20 protein-coding genes are annotated in these 18,943 nt (G+C 63.3%); 9 read left to right on the top strand and 11 right to left on the bottom strand.

Translation table 11 applies throughout. The features are described 5' to 3' along the window. Nucleotides 1-318: 318 nt before the first annotated feature. Nucleotides 319-636 (top strand): hypothetical protein, encoded by a 318-nt coding sequence (locus CO675_RS39920; RefSeq protein WP_143279006.1) that lies wholly within the window; start codon nt 319-321, stop codon nt 634-636. A gap of 117 nt (nt 637-753) precedes the next feature. On the opposite strand, the gene CO675_RS14230 is transcribed toward CO675_RS39920, so the two are convergent. Further along, nucleotides 754-1,209 (bottom strand): PIN domain-containing protein, encoded by a 456-nt coding sequence (locus CO675_RS14230; protein ID WP_143279005.1) that lies wholly within the window; start codon nt 1,207-1,209, stop codon nt 754-756. Nucleotides 1,210-1,496: 287 nt separating this feature from the next. Between CO675_RS14230 and CO675_RS14225 the strand changes: the two genes are divergently transcribed. Both CO675_RS14225 and dusA read left to right on the top strand, forming a co-directional pair. Next, entirely contained in the window at nt 1,497-1,952 is a 456-nt protein-coding gene (locus CO675_RS14225) for a hypothetical protein (protein WP_097672523.1), read from the top strand. A gap of 185 nt (nt 1,953-2,137) precedes the next feature. Then, entirely contained in the window at nt 2,138-3,124 is a 987-nt protein-coding gene (gene dusA / locus CO675_RS14220) for a tRNA dihydrouridine(20/20a) synthase DusA (RefSeq protein ID WP_097672522.1), read from the top strand. Nucleotides 3,125-3,133: 9 nt separating this feature from the next. Here the strand turns inward: dusA and CO675_RS14215 are convergent, their stop codons facing one another. The 5 genes from CO675_RS14215 to CO675_RS14195 form a co-directional block, all read right to left on the bottom strand. Beyond that, complete coding sequence (locus CO675_RS14215; protein WP_245452751.1) at nt 3,134-4,051, bottom strand: LysR family transcriptional regulator; 918 nt, start codon at nt 4,049-4,051, stop codon at nt 3,134-3,136. Nucleotides 4,052-4,216: 165 nt separating this feature from the next. Next, the gene (locus tag CO675_RS14210; RefSeq protein WP_097672520.1) at nt 4,217-5,395 is read right to left on the bottom strand and encodes a muconate/chloromuconate family cycloisomerase; all 1,179 of its coding nucleotides are present in this window, start codon (nt 5,393-5,395) and stop codon (nt 4,217-4,219) included. Nucleotides 5,396-5,463: 68 nt separating this feature from the next. Then, nucleotides 5,464-6,333, bottom strand: a complete 870-nt coding sequence (locus CO675_RS14205) for an intradiol ring-cleavage dioxygenase (protein WP_097672519.1) — start codon at nt 6,331-6,333, stop codon at nt 5,464-5,466. Nucleotides 6,334-6,405: 72 nt separating this feature from the next. Continuing rightward, nucleotides 6,406-6,930, bottom strand: coding sequence for a flavin reductase family protein (locus CO675_RS14200; RefSeq protein WP_097672518.1), 525 nt, complete (start codon nt 6,928-6,930; stop codon nt 6,406-6,408). Beyond that, the gene (locus CO675_RS14195; RefSeq protein WP_245452750.1) at nt 6,927-7,595 is read right to left on the bottom strand and encodes a nucleotidyl transferase family protein; all 669 of its coding nucleotides are present in this window, start codon (nt 7,593-7,595) and stop codon (nt 6,927-6,929) included. The genes CO675_RS14200 and CO675_RS14195 overlap by 4 nt, the downstream gene beginning before the upstream one ends. A gap of 236 nt (nt 7,596-7,831) precedes the next feature. Here CO675_RS14195 and CO675_RS14190 point away from each other — a divergent pair, with 236 nt between their 5' ends. Then, on the top strand, nt 7,832-9,409 hold the full coding sequence (locus tag CO675_RS14190) for a 4-hydroxyphenylacetate 3-hydroxylase N-terminal domain-containing protein (RefSeq protein ID WP_097672516.1): 1,578 nt from the start codon (nt 7,832-7,834) through the stop codon (nt 9,407-9,409). Between the two features lie 108 nt (nt 9,410-9,517). After that, on the top strand, nt 9,518-9,808 hold the full coding sequence (catC, locus tag CO675_RS14185; protein ID WP_097672515.1) for a muconolactone Delta-isomerase: 291 nt from the start codon (nt 9,518-9,520) through the stop codon (nt 9,806-9,808). 19 nt (nt 9,809-9,827) lie between these two features. Here catC and CO675_RS14180 read toward each other — a convergent pair whose 3' ends face one another. From CO675_RS14180 to CO675_RS14160, 5 genes are all read right to left on the bottom strand, one after another. Continuing rightward, entirely contained in the window at nt 9,828-10,811 is a 984-nt protein-coding gene (locus CO675_RS14180) for a cysteine synthase A (protein WP_097672514.1), read from the bottom strand. Nucleotides 10,812-11,046: 235 nt separating this feature from the next. Beyond that, nucleotides 11,047-11,631 carry a TIGR02281 family clan AA aspartic protease gene (locus tag CO675_RS14175; protein WP_097672513.1) on the bottom strand — a complete coding sequence of 195 codons (585 nt, stop codon included), beginning with the start codon at nt 11,629-11,631 and terminating at the stop codon, nt 11,047-11,049. Nucleotides 11,632-11,656: 25 nt separating this feature from the next. Next, a complete protein-coding gene (locus CO675_RS14170) occupies nt 11,657-11,860 on the bottom strand; it encodes a DUF1289 domain-containing protein (protein WP_097672512.1) in 204 nt (67 codons plus the stop codon). A gap of 256 nt (nt 11,861-12,116) precedes the next feature. After that, nucleotides 12,117-13,721, bottom strand: coding sequence for a sensor histidine kinase (locus tag CO675_RS14165; RefSeq protein WP_097672511.1), 1,605 nt, complete (start codon nt 13,719-13,721; stop codon nt 12,117-12,119). A 582-nt stretch (nt 13,722-14,303) separates the two neighbouring features. Continuing rightward, a complete protein-coding gene (locus CO675_RS14160) occupies nt 14,304-15,176 on the bottom strand; it encodes an NAD(P)-dependent oxidoreductase (protein ID WP_097672510.1) in 873 nt (290 codons plus the stop codon). 204 nt (nt 15,177-15,380) lie between these two features. Here CO675_RS14160 and CO675_RS14155 point away from each other — a divergent pair, with 204 nt between their 5' ends. The 4 genes from CO675_RS14155 (at nt 15,381) to CO675_RS14140 (ending at nt 18,904) form a co-directional block, all read left to right on the top strand. Next, entirely contained in the window at nt 15,381-15,818 is a 438-nt protein-coding gene (locus tag CO675_RS14155; protein ID WP_097672509.1) for a VOC family protein, read from the top strand. 108 nt (nt 15,819-15,926) lie between these two features. After that, nucleotides 15,927-17,051 (top strand): Mrp/NBP35 family ATP-binding protein, encoded by a 1,125-nt coding sequence (locus CO675_RS14150; protein ID WP_097672508.1) that lies wholly within the window; start codon nt 15,927-15,929, stop codon nt 17,049-17,051. A gap of 200 nt (nt 17,052-17,251) precedes the next feature. Beyond that, nucleotides 17,252-17,488 carry a hypothetical protein gene (locus CO675_RS14145; RefSeq protein ID WP_097672507.1) on the top strand — a complete coding sequence of 79 codons (237 nt, stop codon included), beginning with the start codon at nt 17,252-17,254 and terminating at the stop codon, nt 17,486-17,488. Nucleotides 17,489-17,815: 327 nt separating this feature from the next. Beyond that, nucleotides 17,816-18,904, top strand: a complete 1,089-nt coding sequence (locus tag CO675_RS14140) for a TRAP transporter substrate-binding protein (RefSeq protein ID WP_097672506.1) — start codon at nt 17,816-17,818, stop codon at nt 18,902-18,904. Nucleotides 18,905-18,943 lie beyond the last annotated feature (39 nt).

Raw genomic sequence — 18,943 nt, 5'->3', positions numbered from 1 at the left:
CGATGATGGACGGGACGGACAAGCGCGATTTTTGCGCGATCGCAACAGGTTAGTGCGAGTGCACCTGCGTCTCGTAGCAAAATCATAGCAAATGCATTCGCGTCTTTTGGTGATGGCTTCGAGCCATCTCTGATCGCATCAACACAATTCTCTGTAGTTGCTCTATAATCAACTCGCTCAGGTCAACGACGAGATCGGCGCTCGCGGCGCGAAAGCGGACCGGAGGTCTGAGCCGGGCCAAAAAGGCGATGATGGACGCTTGGCCTGATATGAAAGGGGCAGTTGCCAAGCGGCGGCTGAAGTACGCAGGGGCACGCCATGACAATGCATATCCGTGTCCAGATCATCAGATGGATCAGTGATGATTTTCCGGGATATGCCGAGTGCCGCTTCGCGGATAGGTTCGATAGAGAATGGACAATAATCGAAAAGGCGCCAGTGCTCACTGTTGCTCACTTGGCGCCCGACAGCGAATTTCCTCAGCCCGGTCTTGTTGCGTGCGAAATCATAGCAAGACATCAAGATGACGCTGGGCGCGAGATAGCTGATGTCACTACTTCGATCCCTTGGGGCACAAAAGCCACCGATGGAACCACCAGCTTCCAGTTATATACCGAACAATTGCGATCGGAATGAAGCGATAAGGCTTTGGCGCGCGAGCGCGTGCTCGGGCAGCATCCGCACCGACAACCACGTACGTTGACTGGTTAGGGATGCCGCTGATGAGATCGCGCGTCTTCGCTTCCAAGTCGCTCAAGTGAGCGATCGTAGCCACTCAGAAAACTGATTCGGCGACCAGACTTTGACGGTGAAGCCAAAGCGCTTCACTCGTCCTGGTAGCCTGGTTTCGTTCGTCACAAGCACTTCCGCCTCAGCGTCCGCAGTGGCGGCGATAAGCGCATCCTCGGCATGCTTCGGATTGCCGCCAATCATTGCATCGAGCCGACCTGTATCGTCGCCCCAACTAGCATCGTCCCACTTGGAAACATCCCAAACGGCACCAGCGGTCGGCACCTTCACGAAGGTGATAGCTAACTCCAGCACGGCCTCGCGCTTTGCTTGGTCCTTGATGAGGCTTAGCTCGTCCAGCTGGACGTGTGTTGTGAGCAGATCGAGTTGGCCGGCTCTGACCGCGCGATCCACTTGCTCAAACAGAGCTGAGTTTTCGAGCAGCAAATCGTAGACGTTGCTATCTAGCATGACGCGCATTTGGGTCATCCTTCGCACTTGATTTGCTACGAATCGCAAGGCCCGTCGCGCGAGCCGGTTCCGTAGCAAATTTGGTAGCAAAGGACTGCCAAAACTGGCTAGATAATCGAACCATCCCTAAAAAAACCCAACGAAATCAGTATAGATGCAACGCGTCGAAAAAGCTCAGCACGCGCATCTAGTTGCGTTGCTAGACAATGCCCGTGGCACACTATTGGCACACCGACGGTTCGTGGAGCCAATCCCAGCACCTCACTTCTGTTCACCCGCCATCATTTTGGGGCGCCATGTCGACGCAGTTGTCATTTCGAAAATTGAACGGGGGGTGGAATGCGGAGCCGAATGCCCCGTATCCGAGAGTTGCCGTATCAGGTCACGATGTAGTTCTCCGCTTCTTGCTGAACTCTTTTCAATTCACATGCTTTGCGGAGGAAGATGAAGGAGTACTGCGTTTCGTGAACTGCTCCCGGTATCGCCTGGGCGCCACAAATGACGAAGGTTGGTATCGCGGGCAATGTCGCTACAGCAAGTTGGCGCCGGAGTGGGGCGAGTTCTACGAGATCGCAGGTCCGGACCCTCACTTGATGGACCCAATGGATTGGAGGATTGCGGGTGGTGCTGCGAATCCGGCGCGTCACTTCCTGTTCTATTTTCGCGATAACACCTTCGAGTGCATCGCCGCTGATTGGGTTTTCGAGCGCGCTTCAGACAACGCGCTGGTCCAGCGTTTACGGGTGGGATGAGGGCGACACTCTCTCGCGGCACACTAAATGTGCGCCATAAGTTGCGGTGGTAAGACCCGCGGCACACTTTTGGCACACCGAATGCGGTCTGGAATCCGAACCAGCAGATATGCGCTTGAATATGCTGAGGAAAAATTCTGTCGGTTTCCATTGCATTGGACCGGCAATCCAGTTAAGTCATTGATATGAAATATAAATTCAGTGTTGCCCCCATGATGGATTGGACCGACCGGCATTGCCGGGTCTTCCATCGGCTGATGTCGCGGCGGGCGCGGCTTTATACGGAGATGCTGACCACCGGCGCTGTGATCCACGGCGACCGGGCGCGGCTGCTCGGCTTCGATACCAGCGAGCATCCGGTGGCGCTGCAGCTCGGCGGTTCCGATCCGCGCGATCTCGCGACCGCCGCGCGGATCGGCGAGGATTTCGGCTATGACGAGATCAATCTCAATGTCGGCTGTCCGTCCGATCGGGTGAAGGACGGCCGGTTCGGCGCCTGCCTGATGGCGGAGCCCGCGCTGGTCGCCGAGGGCGTCGCGGCGATGAAGCGCGCGGTGAAGATTCCCGTGACGGTGAAGTGCCGGATCGGCATCGACGACCAGGATCCGGAAACGGCGCTCGATACGCTGGCGCGCGGCGTGATTGCCGCCGGCGCGGATGCGCTCGTCGTGCATGCGCGCAAGGCCTGGCTCAACGGATTGTCGCCGAAGGAGAACCGCGACATCCCGCCGCTCGACTACGATCGCGTCTATCGCCTCAAGGCGACGCTGCCGGATGTGCCCATCATCATCAATGGCGGCATCACGAGTATCGCCGAAGCGAAGCAGCATCTGGCGCATGTCGATGGCGTGATGCTGGGGCGGGCGGCGTATCAGGAGCCGTGGCGGCTGCTGTCGGTCGATTCCGAGCTGTTCGGTGAAACGTCGCCGCACGCCGCGATGAAGGACGTGTTCGCGGCGATGCTGCCCTATATCGAGCGGCAACTGGCCGAGGGCACGCGGCTGCATTCGATCACGCGCCATTTCGTCGGCGCTTTCCATGGCGTACCCGGTGCGCGCGCGTTCCGCAGGCACCTTGCGGAGAACGGCGTTCGGCCCGGCGCCGGGATCGACGTGCTGCGCGATGCAATCGCACGCGTGGACGATCGCGCGCCTGCGTCGGTCGCGGCCTGACGGCGCCGGTTACTGCTTGCGCTGACGCCGCGTGACGTCCTGCGCGACCTTCAGGAAATTGAAGAGATGCGGCATCCGGTTGTCGCGCCGGTAGTTCAGCGACAGCGCGGTGCCGGGATTGTGTCCCTCATAGGCGCGATAGGCGACGCCGGGGCGTTCCGCCTGTGAGACCGATTGCGGCACCAGCGCGATGCCGACGCCGACCGACACCAGGCTGATCGCGGTTTGGTAATCCTGGGCCAGCACCTGCGATTTCGGAATAAAGCCCTCTTCGAGGCAGATGTTGAGGATGTGGTCGGCGAAGCTCGGGCGCGGCTTGCGCGGATAGAGCACGAATGTCTCGGCCTTGAGCGCCGCCAGCCGCGTGACCTGCTGCTCGAGCAGCGGCGAAGTATCGGACAGAGCCAAGATCAACGGCTCCTGCAGCAGCGGCTCCGACTTCAATTCCTCGTCGTCGAGCGAGGGCCGGGCGACCGCGATATCGATCTCGCGCTGGATCACCGCGCGCTTCTGCTCGGCATTGTTCATCGCCGACAGCGCGAGCTCGACGTCGGGATAGGCTAAGCGAAACGCCTTGATCACGTTGGGCAGCACGCCATAGGTCGCCGATCCGACGAAGGCGACGCGCAGGTGCCCCGAAAAGCCTTCCCCGATCCGCTTGATCTCGCGATGGGTCCGGTCGAGCCGCTCCAGCACATCGCGCGCACGTTCGAGCAGCACGCTGCCGGCCTGGGTCAGCCGGATCTGGCTTCGGCTTCGGTCGATCAGCACGACGCCGAGATCGCTCTCCAGCTGCGCAATCTGCCGGCTGAGCGGCGGCTGGGCGATCGCGAGCCGCGATGCGGCACGGCCGAAATGCAATTCCTCGGCGACGGCGACGAAGTAGACCAGCCGCCTCAGATCCATGACGTCGTCGCGATCGGTCACGGTCAGCCGGGTGTTCGTTCGCGCGCTTCCGCTGAAGCTGCGGGAAAGGCCTGTCGGGTTTGATATCGCGTGGTCATCGGCGCATGATCGAGACAGTGGTTCCAGCGCGAAGACTGAGGGGGCGTCCCCGGATTGTCAATTATCCGCGCGGCCGACGCCATCTCCCTAATCCTTCCGGGCGAAGGCACGGATCTTGTCCTCGTCGACCTCGACGCCGAGGCCCGGGCCATCGGGCACGCAGATCTCGAACTCGTCGAATCTGATCGGGTTGACGACGAGATCCTCCACCAGGATCCGCGGGCCGAAATGCTCGCTGCCCCATTCGAGTCTGGGGAGGGTGGCGAATGCAGCGAGATGTGCGGCCGCGCCGATGCTGCTCTCCAGCAGGCAGCCGCCATAGAGTTCGAGGCCGTGCGCGCCGGCGACCGCGGCGGCACGCTTCATTTCGAACAGGCCGCCGCTCTTCACGAGCTTCAGCGAATAGACGCTGCCACAGCCCATCGTGGCGACGCGGGCGATTTCCTCCTTGGTGAAAGCGGCCTCGTCGACCAGCAACGGGATGGAGGTGCGCGCCGCGACACGCGCCATGGCTTCCAGCTGCAGCGCCGACACCGGCTGCTCGATCAGCGCGACGTCCAGTTCCTCCAGCGCGGGCATGAAGCGGATGCATTCGGCCTCGGTCCAGCCCTGGTTGACGTCGACGATCAGGCGCACCTCGTCGCCGAGGCCGGCGCGCAGCGTCTGCAGCCGCTTCAGATCCGCCTGCGGGCGGTTGAAGCCGAACTTGATCTTGAACTGGCGGTGTTCGCGGCGCCGCAGCTTCTCCTTGGCTTCCTCCAGCTCCTGGCCGCTGTCGCCCGAGGCCAGCGCCCAGATCACTTCCATGCGCTCGCGAACCGCACCACCGAGCAGCGCGCTGGCGGGAAGGCCGAGCGTCTTGCCGGCGGCGTCGAGCAGGGCGGACTCGATCGCGCCCTTGGCGGCGAAATTGCGGGTCGCAGCCTTGCTCATGCGCAAGGCATTGGCTTCGAAGGCGAGGGCAGGCTGCCCGAGCAGCGCCGGCGCCAGGTAATTCGTGGCCGCGGCCTTGATCGATTCCACGCTCTCCTCGGCCCAGCGCGGCCCGCCGAGCGTCGAGGCTTCGCCGATACCGGTCACGCCATTATCGAGCAGCACGCGCACCAGCACGTAGCCCTGGTGTGTGACTTCCGTGTTCGAGAGCTTGTGCCGCCGGCGGGTCGGTGCTTCCACGATAGTGGCGCGGATACTGCGGATTGCGGTGTCCCTCGCGAGGCTCCGCACCTGCTCCACGGGCTCGGCGATTTCGATCACGGCACGACTCATCTGTCCTCACAGGTCAGTTCAAGGTGAACCCTGCCAGGCGTTCCCGGCCTGGCAGGGCGTGGTGCGTATCACTCGGCCGCGACGAGGCGCTCGACCGCGGCCTTCTTGAGCTTGAAGTCGAAATCGAGAACGAGGTCGGTGTCGGCGCCCGCTGGGGCCTTGGCAAACTTGCCGATCAGGCTCTGCTTCACGGCGAACACCGAGTCGTTGTCGAGATACTTGGTCTCGGAATCGTAGATCTGCGAGATCAGTGACTGATAGCCGTCCTTGGAGAGCATGAAGTGGATGTGGCCCGGACGCCAGGGATGGTGACCCATGTATTTCAACAGCTCGCCGCCGGCGCCGTCGTAGGGGATCGGGTAAGGCTCGGGACGCAGCGCCACGAAGGCGTATTCGCCGTTGGCGTCGGTCGTGAAGCGGCCGCGCAGATTATAGGCCGGCTGCTCGGGATCCTGCAGATCATACAGGCCGTTCGGCGCGTCTTCCCAGACGTCGATGGTGACGCCCTCGATCGGCCGGCCTGCGGTGTCGCTGACGCGCCCCGAGACCTTGACGGTCTGCGCGTTGTCGAACGTCTTCTTGATGATGGAGGCGCCCTTCGGCAGCACCGGCGGGTTCTCCCGGTAGAACGGCCCGAGCACGGTGGACTCGCTCTCACCGTCGGTGACCCTGTGGTCGAGCATGTCGACCAACACCTCGACGCCGAGAATGTCGGCGATTAGGATGAACTCGTTGCGCTTCTCGTCCGAGATGTCGCCGGCACGCCGCAGGAACTCGCAGGCGGCGAACCACTCGGCGAAGGTCAGGTCGACCTCCTTGCAGAACGCGTGCATGTGGCGGATCAGGCTCGTCATGATCTGACGGTTGCGATCCGGAATGTCGTTCGAGAGCGCGGCGATCACGTGGTCGGTGATGGTGTCCTTGTTGACGTTCAGCATGGTCGTTTCCTCCTTTTCTTGCAGTTTGGATCAAACTTGCATCCCCGTTTTCGGGAATATCTTCTGGCGGTCTCACCAGATAAATTCGTAGGCCGCATTCTCCAGCATCGCGGGCGCCGGGTGCGGATCGGCGAGGCTGCCGAAGCGGCCGCGGCAGAACAGCAGCGGCTTTTTGCCGGACTCCAGCGCCATCTCGCGGACATGGCCGAGGAAGATGGTGTGGTCGCCCGCAACGATCTCGTCCGCAAGATCGGTCACGAAATACGCCGCCGCATTCGCGATGACGGGCAGCTCGTTGCGGCGTTCGAACACGTCGCAGAGGTCGAGCTTCGGCTTGCCTGCGAAATGCCAGGCGAGATCCTCCATGCCCTCGGCGAGCACGCTGACCGCGAAGCGGCCGGTGCTCTGGATGTTGCAAAGCATCTTCGCGCTCTTCGCGATCGAGATCGCGACCAGCGGCGGATCGAGCGAGACCGACATGAAGGCGTTGGCCGTCATGCCATGGTCGCGGCCCTCGCAATGCGTGGTGATGATGGTGACGCCGGTGCCGAATTGGCCGCAGGCATTGCGCAGCTCGCGCGGATCGATGGCGGTCATGGGTTGATGACCTCGAGTTGGGCCAGGCTGGATCGATTGCCAGGCGATGTGGTCACGATGCCCCGCCAGTTTTCGAGCGCCGCGGCGGCGGCGGCAAGGCCGGATCGCCGCAGCGAACGGATCCGGCTGCTGGAGACGATCTCGCCATTGCCGCAGCGCACTGGCGGCAGGACGCGCGTGTCGAAGTGCTGCCGCAGCAACTGCGCGGTGCCGCCTTTGCAGGACCCGAAGCGAAAATCCTCGCCGACGATCACTTCACGCGGCTGCAGACGCCGCAGCTCGGCGAGGAACTCGGTCGCAGTGCGCCGGACATAGATCTGGTTGAATTCGGCGACGACGACATGATCAGGTGCGAATGTTGCGATGCGCTCGAGCTTTTCGTGCAGCGGGATCAGCGCCTCGGCTTGGCCGAAATACACCTTCGGCGGCGGATCGAAGGTGTAGACCACCGCGGGAACGCCGCGGCGTCGCGCGGCCGCAATGGTCTGCCGGAGCAGTTCCTGATGGCCGCGGTGGACGCCGTCGAACGCGCCGATGGTCACAACGCTGGCGTCGAGGGCCAATTCCCCATCGCGATGGAAAGCGACAGTAGCGCTGTCAAAACCCCTGGCCGAGTTTTTGCCCATGGCTCGCTCCGGTTTCCGCTCCCTTGCCGTGCCGTGCAATTGCTGCGTCAGCTGCGGCGTTGCGTCGGCCGAACGATCATCGCCGTCCAGTCCGTGCCACCCGAGTCATAGCCCGAGCCGAGGCGGTCCGCGCGGTATGGTGTGATACCTTTCGTCCGCTCCGCCTGAGCGCGTAGCTTTTCCGCCGATGTCACGCCGACCAAGAGCGTGACGGGATGGTTCGGGCCGGTGTGGCAACGCCCGCCGGTCCAACGACACAAGCGGAGGAGAAACCCATGACTACAGCAGCTGCCCTGCGGGCCGATAGCCCTGCGTCGACCACCAGCGTGTATACGGGCGCGGAATTCCTGGACAGCATCCAGGACGGCCGTGAAATCTACATCTACGGCGAGCGCGTCAAGAACGTCACCCAGCATCCGGCCTTCCGCAACTCGGCGCGGATGGTGGCGCGCTGGTACGATCGCTTCCACGAGAAGAAGGATCAGATCGGCGTCCTGACCGACACCGGCTCCGGGCAGCTGACCCATCCGTTCTTCCTCGGCTCGCGAACGGCCGACGACCTGATCAAGGGGCGCGACGCCATCGCCGAATTGCAGAAGGTCGCTTATGGCTGGATGGGCCGCTCGCCTGACTACAAGGCGGCGTTCCTCGGCACCCTGGGGGCGAACTCAGGCTTCTATGGTGAATATGCCGGCAATGCGAAGAAGTGGTATGCCCGGACCCAGGAACGGCTCGACTTCTGGAATCACGCCATCGTCAACCCGCCGATCGATCGCGATCGCGCCATCGAGGACGTGCGCGACGTCTTCATGCATGTCGAGAAGGAGACCGATGCTGGCCTGATCGTCTCAGGTGCGAAGGTGGTTGCGACCGGCTCGGCGCTGACGCACTACAATTTCATCGCCCATTACGGCATCCCGATCAAGGACAAGTCGTTCGCGCTGATCTTCACGGCGCCAATGGATGCCAAGGGCGTCAAGCTGATCGCCCGCTCATCCTATGAATTCACCGCGGCCGCGACCGGCTCGCCGTTCGACTATCCGCTGTCGAGCCGCTTCGACGAGAACGACTCCATTCTTGTTTTCGACAAGGTGCTGGTGCCCTGGGAGAACGTCTTCATCTATGGTGACGTCGACAAGATCAACCAGTTCTTCCCGGCGTCGGGCTTCATCCCGCGCTTCACGCTGCATGGCGTGACGCGGCTTGCCGTCAAGCTCGACTTCATCGCGGGCCTGTTCTCGATGGCGGTGGAGGCGACCGGATCGAAGGATTTCCGTGGCGTGCAGACGGCGGTGGGCGAGGTGATCGCCTGGCGCAATCTGTTCCACGGCATGTCGGATGCGATGGTGAAATCGCCGATCGCCTGGCAGGGGACCGAGGGCTACAATCTGCCCAACCTGAACTACGGGCTGGCCTATCGCGTGTTCGCACCGATGGCCTATCCGCGGATCAAGGAACTGATCGAGCGTCACGTCGCGAGCGGCCTGATCTACCTGCCGTCGAGCTCGGCCGATCTCGAGAGCGAGGCGATCCGGCCTTATCTCGACCGCTTCGTGCGCGGCTCCAACGGCTATGCCGCGATCGACCGGATCAAGCTGCTCAAGCTGCTCTGGGACGCGGTCGGCTCCGAGTTCGGCGGCCGGCACGAACTCTACGAGCGCAACTATGCGGGCAATTACGAGAACCTTCGCGTCGAGACGTTGATGGCCGCGAGCGCGACCGGCGACCTCGGCGCCATGCAGGATTTCGTGCGCAATTGCATGAGCGACTACGACGTCTCGGGTTGGACGGCGAAGGATCTCGTCAATCCCGATGACATCAACCTCGTCAGCCGCGGTCTGGTGCAGGGCTGACGATAGCATTGCCGATCTGATAGAGAGAGATGGAGTCGCCGCGATCTCGCGGCGGCTCCTATCCGTTTCGCGTTACCGCCTCATCGCCCGCAAGGAGAGTCGATCATCATGCTGTTTCACGTCGAAATGGACGTGCGGATCCCGCACGATCTCCCGGCCGAAAAGGTCGATGCGCTGAAGCAGGCCGAGCGTGCCCGTGCCATGGAGTTGCAGCGCATGGGGGCCTGGCGCCATCTGTGGCGGGTGGCCGGGCGCTACGCCAATGTCAGCATCTTCGATGTGTCGGGCGCGCAGGAATTGCACGATATCCTGTCCGGCCTGCCGCTGTTTCCGTTCATGGAGATACAGGTCACGCCGCTATGCCGGCATCCTTCGTCGATCCATGACGACGATCGCTAGCGGCAGGTTCGCTCCCGCTTCACGTCATCCAGGGCGGCACCGGGAGGTTCTTCTTGCGCAGGAAGTCCGGATTGAAGAGCTTGGACTGGTAGCGCTGGCCACCGTCCGCAAGGATGGTGACGATGGTCTTGCCTGGACCAAGGTCGCGGGCAAGCCGCATCGCTCCGACGACGTTGATCGCGCTCGAACCACCCAGCACCAACCCTTCATGTGCGACCAGGTCGAACAGGACGGGTAGCGCCTCCTCGTCAGTGATCTGGTACGCCATGTCGATCGGCGCACCCTCGAGGTTCTTCGTCACACGGACCTGGCCGATACCTTCCGTGATCGATTCACCTTCTGTCGTCAGCTCGCCCTTTGTGAACCAGTTGTAGAGGGCGGCGCCCATGGGATCGCTGAGCGCGATCTTCACGTCGGGATTTCGCTCCTTGAGGGCACGCGCAATGCCGCCCAACGTCCCGCCGCTGCCGACGGCACAAGTGAAGCCATCGACCTTTCCATTCGTCTGTTGCCAGATCTCGGGACCAGTCGTCCGATAGTGGCCATCGCGGTTGGCGACGTTGTCGAATTGGTTGGCCCAGAATGCGCCGAGCTCCTCGGCGAGGCGACCGGAAAAACGGGCATAGTGGTCCGGATGGGAAGACGGCACCGCGGGCATCAGGCGCAGATCGGCGCCGCAGAGCCGCAGCATGTCCTTCTTCTCCTGGCTTTGCGTATCGGGCATCACGATCACGGATCGATAGCCGCGCGCGTTGGCGACGAGCGCAAGGCCGATGCCGACGTTGCCGGCCGTGCCTTCGACGATGACGCCGCCCGGCTTGAGGAGGCCGCGCTGCTCGGCGTCGTTGATGATGGCGAGGGCGGCACGATCCTTGATCGAGCCGCCCGGATTAACAAATTCGGCCTTGCCGTAGATGTTGCAGCCCGTGATCTCCGACGCCGCGCGCAGCCTGATCAACGGTGTATTGCCAATGGAGTCCAGAAAACCGGATCGAACGTTCATGGTTGCCCCACCTGGCCAAACAGCAGATTGATGCTATTTTTTCTTCGCTTTCGGAAACTCTATTTGTCGTTCGACGTATGAGAATGGAAATCGTATCTCCAGCCGTGTCGCTGTCAGACACGCAGCGTGTCGACATGCAGGAGCACAAAGTGAAGCTCAGTAGAGCCACTTTTCATGTGCCGTACAATGTTGGTTTTTCGACAGCGCAACTGCAATGCGTTGATCGCAGCGCAGCCTAGTCGACAACCGTGCGCGGACGGCGGTGACGGGCCGAGTTGTTGATGCTGCCCGTGACGTCGGGGTATCCGGTGAGGCTCAGCGTATCGGAACGGACACCCCAACTCTCGAGCCGGTCGAGGAAGCTCATGCCGAGCAGGTTGGTCTTCATCTGCCCGCGTTGCACCACCAGCGCAGGCACCGATTTCTCGACCAGCTTGCCGACCGCGAGACGATCGAGCGTCAGCCGCGCCGCCTTGGTGTGACCGCCGGCGGTCTCCAGGTCGACATTGTATTCGAGCATGTCGGTCGGCAGCCCGATCGCCTTGGCGGTTTCCCAGGTCAGCACCACCGAGGTCGCGCCGGTGTCGATCACCATCGGCGCGCTGACGCCGTTGATCTTGGCGCGGAACGCGAACTCGCCGCCCTGGCTACGTGCGATCTGCACGGCGGGGGCAGGGGCGGCGGCCGGCGCTGAAATGCTGCTGCCGAAGATCTGGGTCAGATTCTGCCGCGCGCGCGCGATCTGGTCGGGATCGCCATAGGCGACAACGGCGCCGGCGGTTGCCATCAAGAGCAGGATGACAAGGAGGATGCGGGTCACGGTGCGGCTCCGGTCGCGGCGGTGCTTACGCGCGCTTCGGACGCGGCTCCATGCGCTCGAGCCCGGCCTCGGTCATCCGCGCCGGCAGCGTCGCCATGACCGACAGCCGCTCCGCGCGGTCCATCTTGTGCCAGCGCGCGATCTCCGGGAGCGTGCGACCGCAGCCGAAGCAGAGCTTCGTCCTGGGGTCGATCATGCAGACTGCGATACACGGCGTTTCTGAGCTCATTCTTCGACTGTTGAACCGTTTCACTCGCCAGTGCAAGTCGGTCGAATCCGGATGCGCCATCACGCCCCGGCTTTTTGTCGCGAGTATGGTCCCGGCGCGAACGCCTGGCGCTTGCTGGCAAAGCGTTTTCAAGCGAAGTGGACACCGGTTCGCGTAAAGAAAACGCGTCAAAACCAAAATCTAGAGCCCCGTTCCGATTCCATCGGAACGGACAAGGCTCTAGCGAAAACCGCGTCACGATTGTCCGCGACATGCTCTACAATCCGGTGCCGGCACTCATGATCGACTTGCGACGCACGCGTTTCCTGTCGGCGCCCATCGCGGGCTCGGCGGGCTCCGGCTGCATCGGCGGCGCTTCTTCCGTCATCGGCGCCAGCGCGCTCATCACCCGCTCCGGCGGCAAGGTCACGATCACCTCGGTGCCGATGCGCAGCTTCGATTTCAGCGTGAAGGTGCCGCCATGCATGTCGATCAGGCTCTTGGCGATCGGCAATCCAAGGCCCGCGCCCTGTTCCGCCGACTTGATCGAGTTGGAGCCCTGGCCGAACGAGGCCAGCACGACCGGGATCTCGTCCTCGGCGATGCCGCTTCCGGTGTCCTTGACGCTCAGATATTGCCCGCCCGACGCGGTCCAGCCGACCTTCAGCCAGATCTCGCCGCCCTGCGGGGTGAACTTGATCGAGTTGGAGAGCAGGTTGAGTACGACCTGGCGGATGGCGCGCTCGTCGCCCCAGATCCTGGGCATGCCGTGCTCGAATACCTCGTGGATGGTGATGCCGCGGCTGGAGGCGCGCAGCTTCAGGAGATGGTGGCAGTCGGCGACGACATGCACCAGCGCCACGGCCTCTTCGTTCAGCTCGTAGCGGCCGGCCTCGATGCGCGACAGGTCGAGGATCTCGTTGATGAGATTGAGCAGGTGCACGCCGGAATTATGAATGTCGGCGGAATATTCCTTGTAGACCGGCACCGCGTGCGCACCAAAGATCTCGCTCTTCATCACCTCGGAGAAGCCGAGGATGGCGTTGAGCGGCGTGCGCAATTCGTGGCTCATCTGGGCCAGGAAGCGCGACTTGGCGACGTTGGCGGATTCGGCGCGGTGCCGCGCCTCGTCGGAGATCGCCTTGGCCTGTTCCAGCTCGCCGATCAGCGCGTCCTTTTCGGCGCGGGCTTCCAGCGTCGCCAGCGTAGTCGAATGCAGGCGGTGGGCCAGCAGCGCGAAATAACCTTCGGCGGCAAGTGCGAGCAGCGCCAGCACGTAATTGTCGAACGCGCCGTTGAGCACGAGGTCGAGCGCGATCCCGACCGTCACCGGAACGGTCGCCGCCAGCGCTGCGATCGGCAGGCTCGCCGCCAGCATGCTGGAGACCGCGATCACCAGCAGCATCAGGAACATCATCAGCGTGTTGGACGCGAGATCGCGCCCGGCGGGATGGATCAGGATCGCGGTCCAGCACAGGCCGTAGAGCAGGTCGAGCAGCACGAAGCGCGTGCGCCATTTGCGGGTCACCGCGACCGAAGTCGGCTCGGCGAGGAAGCGGTAGCAGCTGCGGATGATCGCGAGGTGGACGCAGAGGATGCCGACGGTCCAGGCGCCGGCTACCATCGGCTTCATCCAGAGGCCGAACAGCACGCCGGTCGCCACCACCAGCAGCATCACGACATAGGACGCCGAGATCCGGGTCTGGGCATATTGCCGGAGCAGTTCGGCGTCGAACGCCGGGCGGGTTCCACTGGTTGACGTTAACCGATCCCGTGCCTCGCGCACCCGCTGTGCTGCGACGCGCCGGTTGTTCACCGGCACCGTCACCTGAGGTCCTGCCGGAAGCTGTACAACTTCAGGCTTTTCTGCGGGATTACTCATCAACAACACAAATCCTGCCCGCGAACCGCGCGGGCTTTTTGCATTGTCTATCTGTGACGCCAATTCATTAAGCGTTACCTTAAAGAGCTAAAGAAAAGCGTTAACCGGAGGTTAAATTAACTTTTCTGCGGGGCGTAACGGACCCGCACAAAATCCGTCGCGGGGCCGACTCGCGGACTGAGCTGCTGTCGGTTTGATGGACATCGACTTAAGCCAATCCCACCTTGCGTTCGAACTCAATGGGACTGACGCATCTGAACCGCCCCGGGTTTGCCGGAGGCTCCAACTCCAGAGAGGATGGAGCCATGACGAGCAAGAGGACGAACAAGCATTCACCCGAGGTTCGGACCCGAGCGGCCGACGGCGTCTACGCAATTTCGGAATAATGGAAATGTGCCCCTGATTTGCCCGACGTGTCAAGCGCCATATCGAATGCCGGCGGCCGGTCGGCTACTGTGCATGGGGTTGTTTTCGATATTTTGGCAGCGCGCATCCCCAGAGGGGGAATTCTCCTTCGCGTGACGACGCTGCATGGCAGGTGACCCGCGGGCGCGGGTCACCATCGCCGTATTCGGGCGGGCGTTAGCGCTGCAGCCGCGCCAAGAGGCTCGACGTATCCCAGCGCTTGCCGCCCATCTTCTCGACCTCGGCATAGAACTGGTCGACCAGCGCGGTGGCGGGGAGGGTGGCGCCGTTGCGGCGGGCTTCCGCCAGCGCAATCGAGAGGTCCTTGCGCATCCACTCGACCGCAAAGCCGAAATCGTACTTGCCCTCGTTCATGGTCTTGTAGCGGTTTTCCATCTGCCAGGACTGCGCCGCGCCCTTGGAGATGGTCTCGATCACGGCGGCGACGTCGAGGCCGCTCTTCTTGGCGAAGTGGATGCCCTCGGAGAGGCCCTGCACGAGGCCTGCGATGCAGATCTGGTTGACCATCTTGGTCAGCTGGCCGGCGCCTGCCGGTCCGAGCAGCTTGCACATCCGCGCATAGGCGCCGGTGATGACAGGCTCGGCGCCCGCATAGGCGGCTTCGCTGCCGCCGCACATCACCGTCAGCACGCCGTTCTCGGCGCCGGCCTGGCCGCCCGACACCGGCGCGTCGACGAACTTGAAGCCGGCCTTGGTCGCCGCGGCATCGAGCTCGCGGGCGACCTCGGCGGAGGCGGTGGTGTGATCGACGAAGGTCGCGCCCTTCTTCATGCCGGCAAAGGCGCCGTCGGGGCCGATCGTCACCGCGCGCAGGTCGTTGTCGTTGCCGACGCAGCACATCACGAAATCCTGACCTTCGGCGGCGGCCTTCGGGGTCGGCGCCGTCTTGCCGCCGAACTTGTCGGCCCATTCCTTCGCCTTCGCCGCGGTCCGGTTGTAAACGGTGACCTCATGGCCGCCCTTTTTCACGAGGTGTCCCGCCATCGGGAAACCCATTACGCCGAGACCGAGGAAAGCGACTTTAGCCATGTCTGTTACCTTGTGATTTGCCGTGGTGATCGCCCCTTGAAACCGCCGGAAAACGTCGCGGCGGGCAGGGCATTTTCGTCCAGGGAAGGGAGCCGCACCATACCCCCTGCGCAGCGGAGGGCAACGGCTTCGTTGGATGGCAGACCCCGGTTTTGTGCTAGGATCGCCCCACCAAAGAACCTCACAAAAAAGGGAGTGTCTCGCATGGGCATGAGCGTCGGTGTGCTCGATCATTTCAATATCCGGACCCGGAATCTCACCGCCGCGGTGCGGTTCTATGAGGACATTCTGGGCCTGGAAAAGGGCGCGCGGCCGAACTTCGCGTTCCCCGGTGCGTGGATGTACAGCGAGGGCAAGGCGGTCGTGCACCTGGTCGATATTTCCGCGACCGACGAGGCACAAAAGCCTGACTCCGGCGTCGTCCATCACGTCGCCTTTGCCAGTCAGGGCTTTGACGGGATGCGGAAGCGGCTGCAGTCCAAGGGCATGGAATTCGACTCGCGCCAGGTTCCCGGCGGCGACCTCTGGCAGATCTTCGTCAACGACCCCAACGGGGTCATGATCGAGCTGAACTACGAGGCCGCCAAGGAGGGCGGCGCCGCAGCGCCGTCCGAGCGGCGGGACGACGTCGGAGCGAGGTAGCCTTTTGCGCCGCAACGCTCTATGGGTCGTCTCCTGGGCGTGATCCGGAAAAGTGTGAAGCGGTTTTCCGACAAGATCACGCCCCGCTTAAAAGCCAGGAGATGCGCGGTGAGCGTGACGCAGCAACAGGTTCTCGATTGTCTTGCCAAGGTGATATCGCCGCGCGGCACCGCCTTGACCAACGCCAATGTGCTGTCGGCGATCACGGTCACCGACGGCAAGGTGTTCTTCTCAATCAATGTCGATGCCGCGGAAGCCCGCGCCTGGGAGAGCGTGCGTGCGCAGGCCGAGAACGCCGTGCGCGCCATTCCCGGCGTCAGCGTCGCGATGATCGCGCTGACCGCGGAGCGCAAGGCCGGTGGCGCGGCGCCCGGGCCGGCCGGCGGCGTCCAGCCTGCGTCCGCGCACCGTCATCCGCACCCGCCCGGTGCGCAATCGCCGATGGCGCGCCAGGCCGAGATTCCCGGGATCTCCGCCGTCATCGCGGTTGCCTCCGGCAAGGGCGGGGTCGGCAAGTCGACCACGGCGCTCAACCTTGCGCTCGGTCTGCGCGACATCGGCCTGCGCGTCGGGCTGCTCGACGCCGACATCTACGGCCCGTCGGTGCCGCGGCTGACCGGCATCCGCGAGAAGCCGCAGCTCAACGACGACAAGAAGATGATCCCGCTGCAGCGCTTCGGCCTGTCGATCATGTCGATCGGCTTCCTGGTCGAGGAGGACACCGCGATGATCTGGCGCGGGCCGATGGTGATGTCGGCGATCACCCAGATGCTGCGCGACGTCGCCTGGGGCACGCTCGACGTGCTGGTCGTCGACATGCCGCCCGGCACCGGCGATGCCCAGCTCACGCTGGCGCAGAACGTCCCGCTCAAGGGCGCCGTCATCATCTCGACGCCGCAGGACCTCTCGCTGATCGACGCGCGGCGCGGCCTTGCGATGTTCAAGAAGGTCAATGTGCCGGTGCTCGGCATTGTCGAGAACATGAGCTATTTCCAGTGCCCGCATTGCGGCACGCGCTCGGACATCTTCGGCCATGGCGGCGCCCGCCACGAGGCCGAGAAGCTCGGGGTGCCGTTCCTCGGCGAAGTCCCGCTCCACATCGCGATCCGCACCGCCTCCGATTCCGGCAACCCGGTGGTCGAGAGCGAACCGGACGGCCCGCATGCAGCGATCTACCGCGCGATCGGCAGCAAGGTCCGCGAGCAGCTGCAAGGCGTGATCGCCGCCGCCTGAGCCCGCGCTACGGCCGATGGGCCTGAAAGGCCGGGATGCCGGCGGCCTTTCTTCACAGGCCCGTCGCCCCTGGACGATTGCTGAATCGCGTCCGGCCTGTATGTTTGTCCAGCACTGGCCGAATCGTACCACCGTTCCGTCAATTGAAGGCGGGCACGGGCAGCCGACATACGGGGAGGGGCCGTGAGGCGACCAGCGACATGGCAGCATCACGCGAAGCAAACAAGCAACGCCGCAAGCACCTGACGCGGGAGAAGCGCGAAGAGGCCTCCCGGGCGGCGTTCAACCTTGCGAAGAAATCCGACTCGATCGGCGAGGCTGCCGAGGCGATCGCCAAGACGTTTGGCGTCAGCAAGACGACCGCGCAAAGCTGGATCCGGCGGGGGCGGCATTTGGCCGACAAAGCCAAGAAGGCGCGAGAGGCGACGCGGCGCTGATGGCCACGGGCGCCGGGTGGTTGGGCGCCGGCCGGGCGGCCCGCACGCGGCGATTTACCGCGTGACGGCGGCAAGCTCCGCGAGCCGCTGCAAGCCGTCGCCGCAGCAGTCTGAGCCTGCATTTTCCGGCAAATTTCCCGCCTCATCAGACTTTCGTTTAATTGGTGCGGTCATGCCATTGTCGCGTTTCCGTGAGGCCGTCTTCCGTGTTAAAGGGCCGATCGAGAGCGCCTCGGCGGGCCTTTTTGCGAGTGTTCTGCTTGCAAGCCTTCCGCCGGAGAACTGCTTGCGGTCACTGGGAAACGCCCCTCAAGGAGAAGCCTTACGATGAAGCGTCGTGATTTTTTGAAAGTGTCTGCGGCCGGTGCTGCCGCGACGGCGGTTGCCGCGCCGGCGATTGCGCAGTCCTCGCCTGAAATCAAGTGGCGCCTGACCTCGAGCTTCCCGAAGTCGCTGGACACCATCTACGGCGGTGCCGACCAGGTGGCGAAGTACGTCGCCGAAATGACCGACAACAAGTTCCAGATCCAGGTGTTCGCGGCGGGTGAGATCGTTCCCGGCCTGCAGGCGCTGGACGCGACCTCCAACGGCACCGTCGAGATGTGCCACACCGTGTCCTACTACTATGTCGGCAAGGACCCGACCTTTGCGATCTACGCGTCGGTGCCGTTCGGCCTCAACGCCCGCATGCAGAACTCCTGGTGGTACCAGGGCGGCGGCGAGGCGCTCGGCAACGAGTTCTTCAAGAAGTTCGGCGTGATCGGCTTCCCCTGCGGCAACACCGGCACCCAGATGGGCGGCTGGTTCCGCAAGGAGATCAAGACGGTCGCCGATCTCTCCGGCCTCAAATTCCGGATCGGCGGCATCGCCGGCCAGGTGCTGCAGAAGGTCGGCGTGGTGCCGCAGCAGCTCGCCGGCGGCGACATCTATCCGGCGCTGGAAAAGGGCACCATCGACGCCGCCGAGTGGGTCGGTCCCTATGACGACGAGAAGCTCGGCTTCCAGAAGGTCGCCAAGTATTACTACTATCCGGGCTTCTGGGAAGGCGGCCCGACCGTGCACGCCTACTGCAACCTGGAAAAGTGGAACGCGCTTCCGAAGAACTACCAGGCGATCCTGACCAACGCGACCGCCAATGCCAACACCTGGATGGCTGCGCGCTACGACATGCAGAACCCCTCGGCACTGAAGCGGCTGGTTGCCGGCGGCACGCAGCTGCGTCCGTTCACCAACGAAGTGCTTGAGGCCTGCCTCAAGGCGACCAACGAGCTGTGGGGTGAAATCTCGGCCAAGAATGCCGACTTCAAGAAGTCGATCGACGCCATGCAGGCCTACCGTTCCGACCAGTATCTGTGGTGGCAGGTCGCCGAATACACCTTCGACAGCTTCATGATCCGCTCACGCACCCGCGGCTGATCAGTCTGATTTCTTCGACTTAAGTAGCCCGGCCTTCGC

The organism is Bradyrhizobium sp. C9, assembly GCF_002532045.1.
GTDB lineage: Bacteria > Pseudomonadota > Alphaproteobacteria > Rhizobiales > Xanthobacteraceae > Bradyrhizobium.
This window is presented reverse-complemented; position numbering and strand designations above follow the sequence as displayed.

Coding starts and splice junctions, on each gene's coding strand:
- dusA (WP_097672522.1), top strand. CDS start 2,138: ATGAAATATAAATTCAGTGTTGCCCCCATGATGGATTGGACCGACCGG.
- CO675_RS14180 (WP_097672514.1), bottom strand. CDS start 10,811: ATGAACGTTCGATCCGGTTTTCTGGACTCCATTGGCAATACACCGTTG.
- CO675_RS14155 (WP_097672509.1), top strand. CDS start 15,381: ATGGGCATGAGCGTCGGTGTGCTCGATCATTTCAATATCCGGACCCGG.
- catC (WP_097672515.1), top strand. CDS start 9,518: ATGCTGTTTCACGTCGAAATGGACGTGCGGATCCCGCACGATCTCCCG.
- CO675_RS14190 (WP_097672516.1), top strand. CDS start 7,832: ATGACTACAGCAGCTGCCCTGCGGGCCGATAGCCCTGCGTCGACCACC.
- CO675_RS14200 (WP_097672518.1), bottom strand. CDS start 6,930: ATGACCGCCATCGATCCGCGCGAGCTGCGCAATGCCTGCGGCCAATTC.
- CO675_RS14230 (WP_143279005.1), bottom strand. CDS start 1,209: ATGCGCGTCATGCTAGATAGCAACGTCTACGATTTGCTGCTCGAAAAC.
- CO675_RS14170 (WP_097672512.1), bottom strand. CDS start 11,860: ATGAGCTCAGAAACGCCGTGTATCGCAGTCTGCATGATCGACCCCAGG.
- CO675_RS39920 (WP_143279006.1), top strand. CDS start 319: ATGACAATGCATATCCGTGTCCAGATCATCAGATGGATCAGTGATGAT.
- CO675_RS14225 (WP_097672523.1), top strand. CDS start 1,497: ATGTCGACGCAGTTGTCATTTCGAAAATTGAACGGGGGGTGGAATGCG.
- CO675_RS14210 (WP_097672520.1), bottom strand. CDS start 5,395: ATGAGTCGTGCCGTGATCGAAATCGCCGAGCCCGTGGAGCAGGTGCGG.
- CO675_RS14140 (WP_097672506.1), top strand. CDS start 17,816: ATGAAGCGTCGTGATTTTTTGAAAGTGTCTGCGGCCGGTGCTGCCGCG.
- CO675_RS14205 (WP_097672519.1), bottom strand. CDS start 6,333: ATGCTGAACGTCAACAAGGACACCATCACCGACCACGTGATCGCCGCG.
- CO675_RS14145 (WP_097672507.1), top strand. CDS start 17,252: ATGGCAGCATCACGCGAAGCAAACAAGCAACGCCGCAAGCACCTGACG.
- CO675_RS14165 (WP_097672511.1), bottom strand. CDS start 13,721: ATGAGTAATCCCGCAGAAAAGCCTGAAGTTGTACAGCTTCCGGCAGGA.
- CO675_RS14160 (WP_097672510.1), bottom strand. CDS start 15,176: ATGGCTAAAGTCGCTTTCCTCGGTCTCGGCGTAATGGGTTTCCCGATG.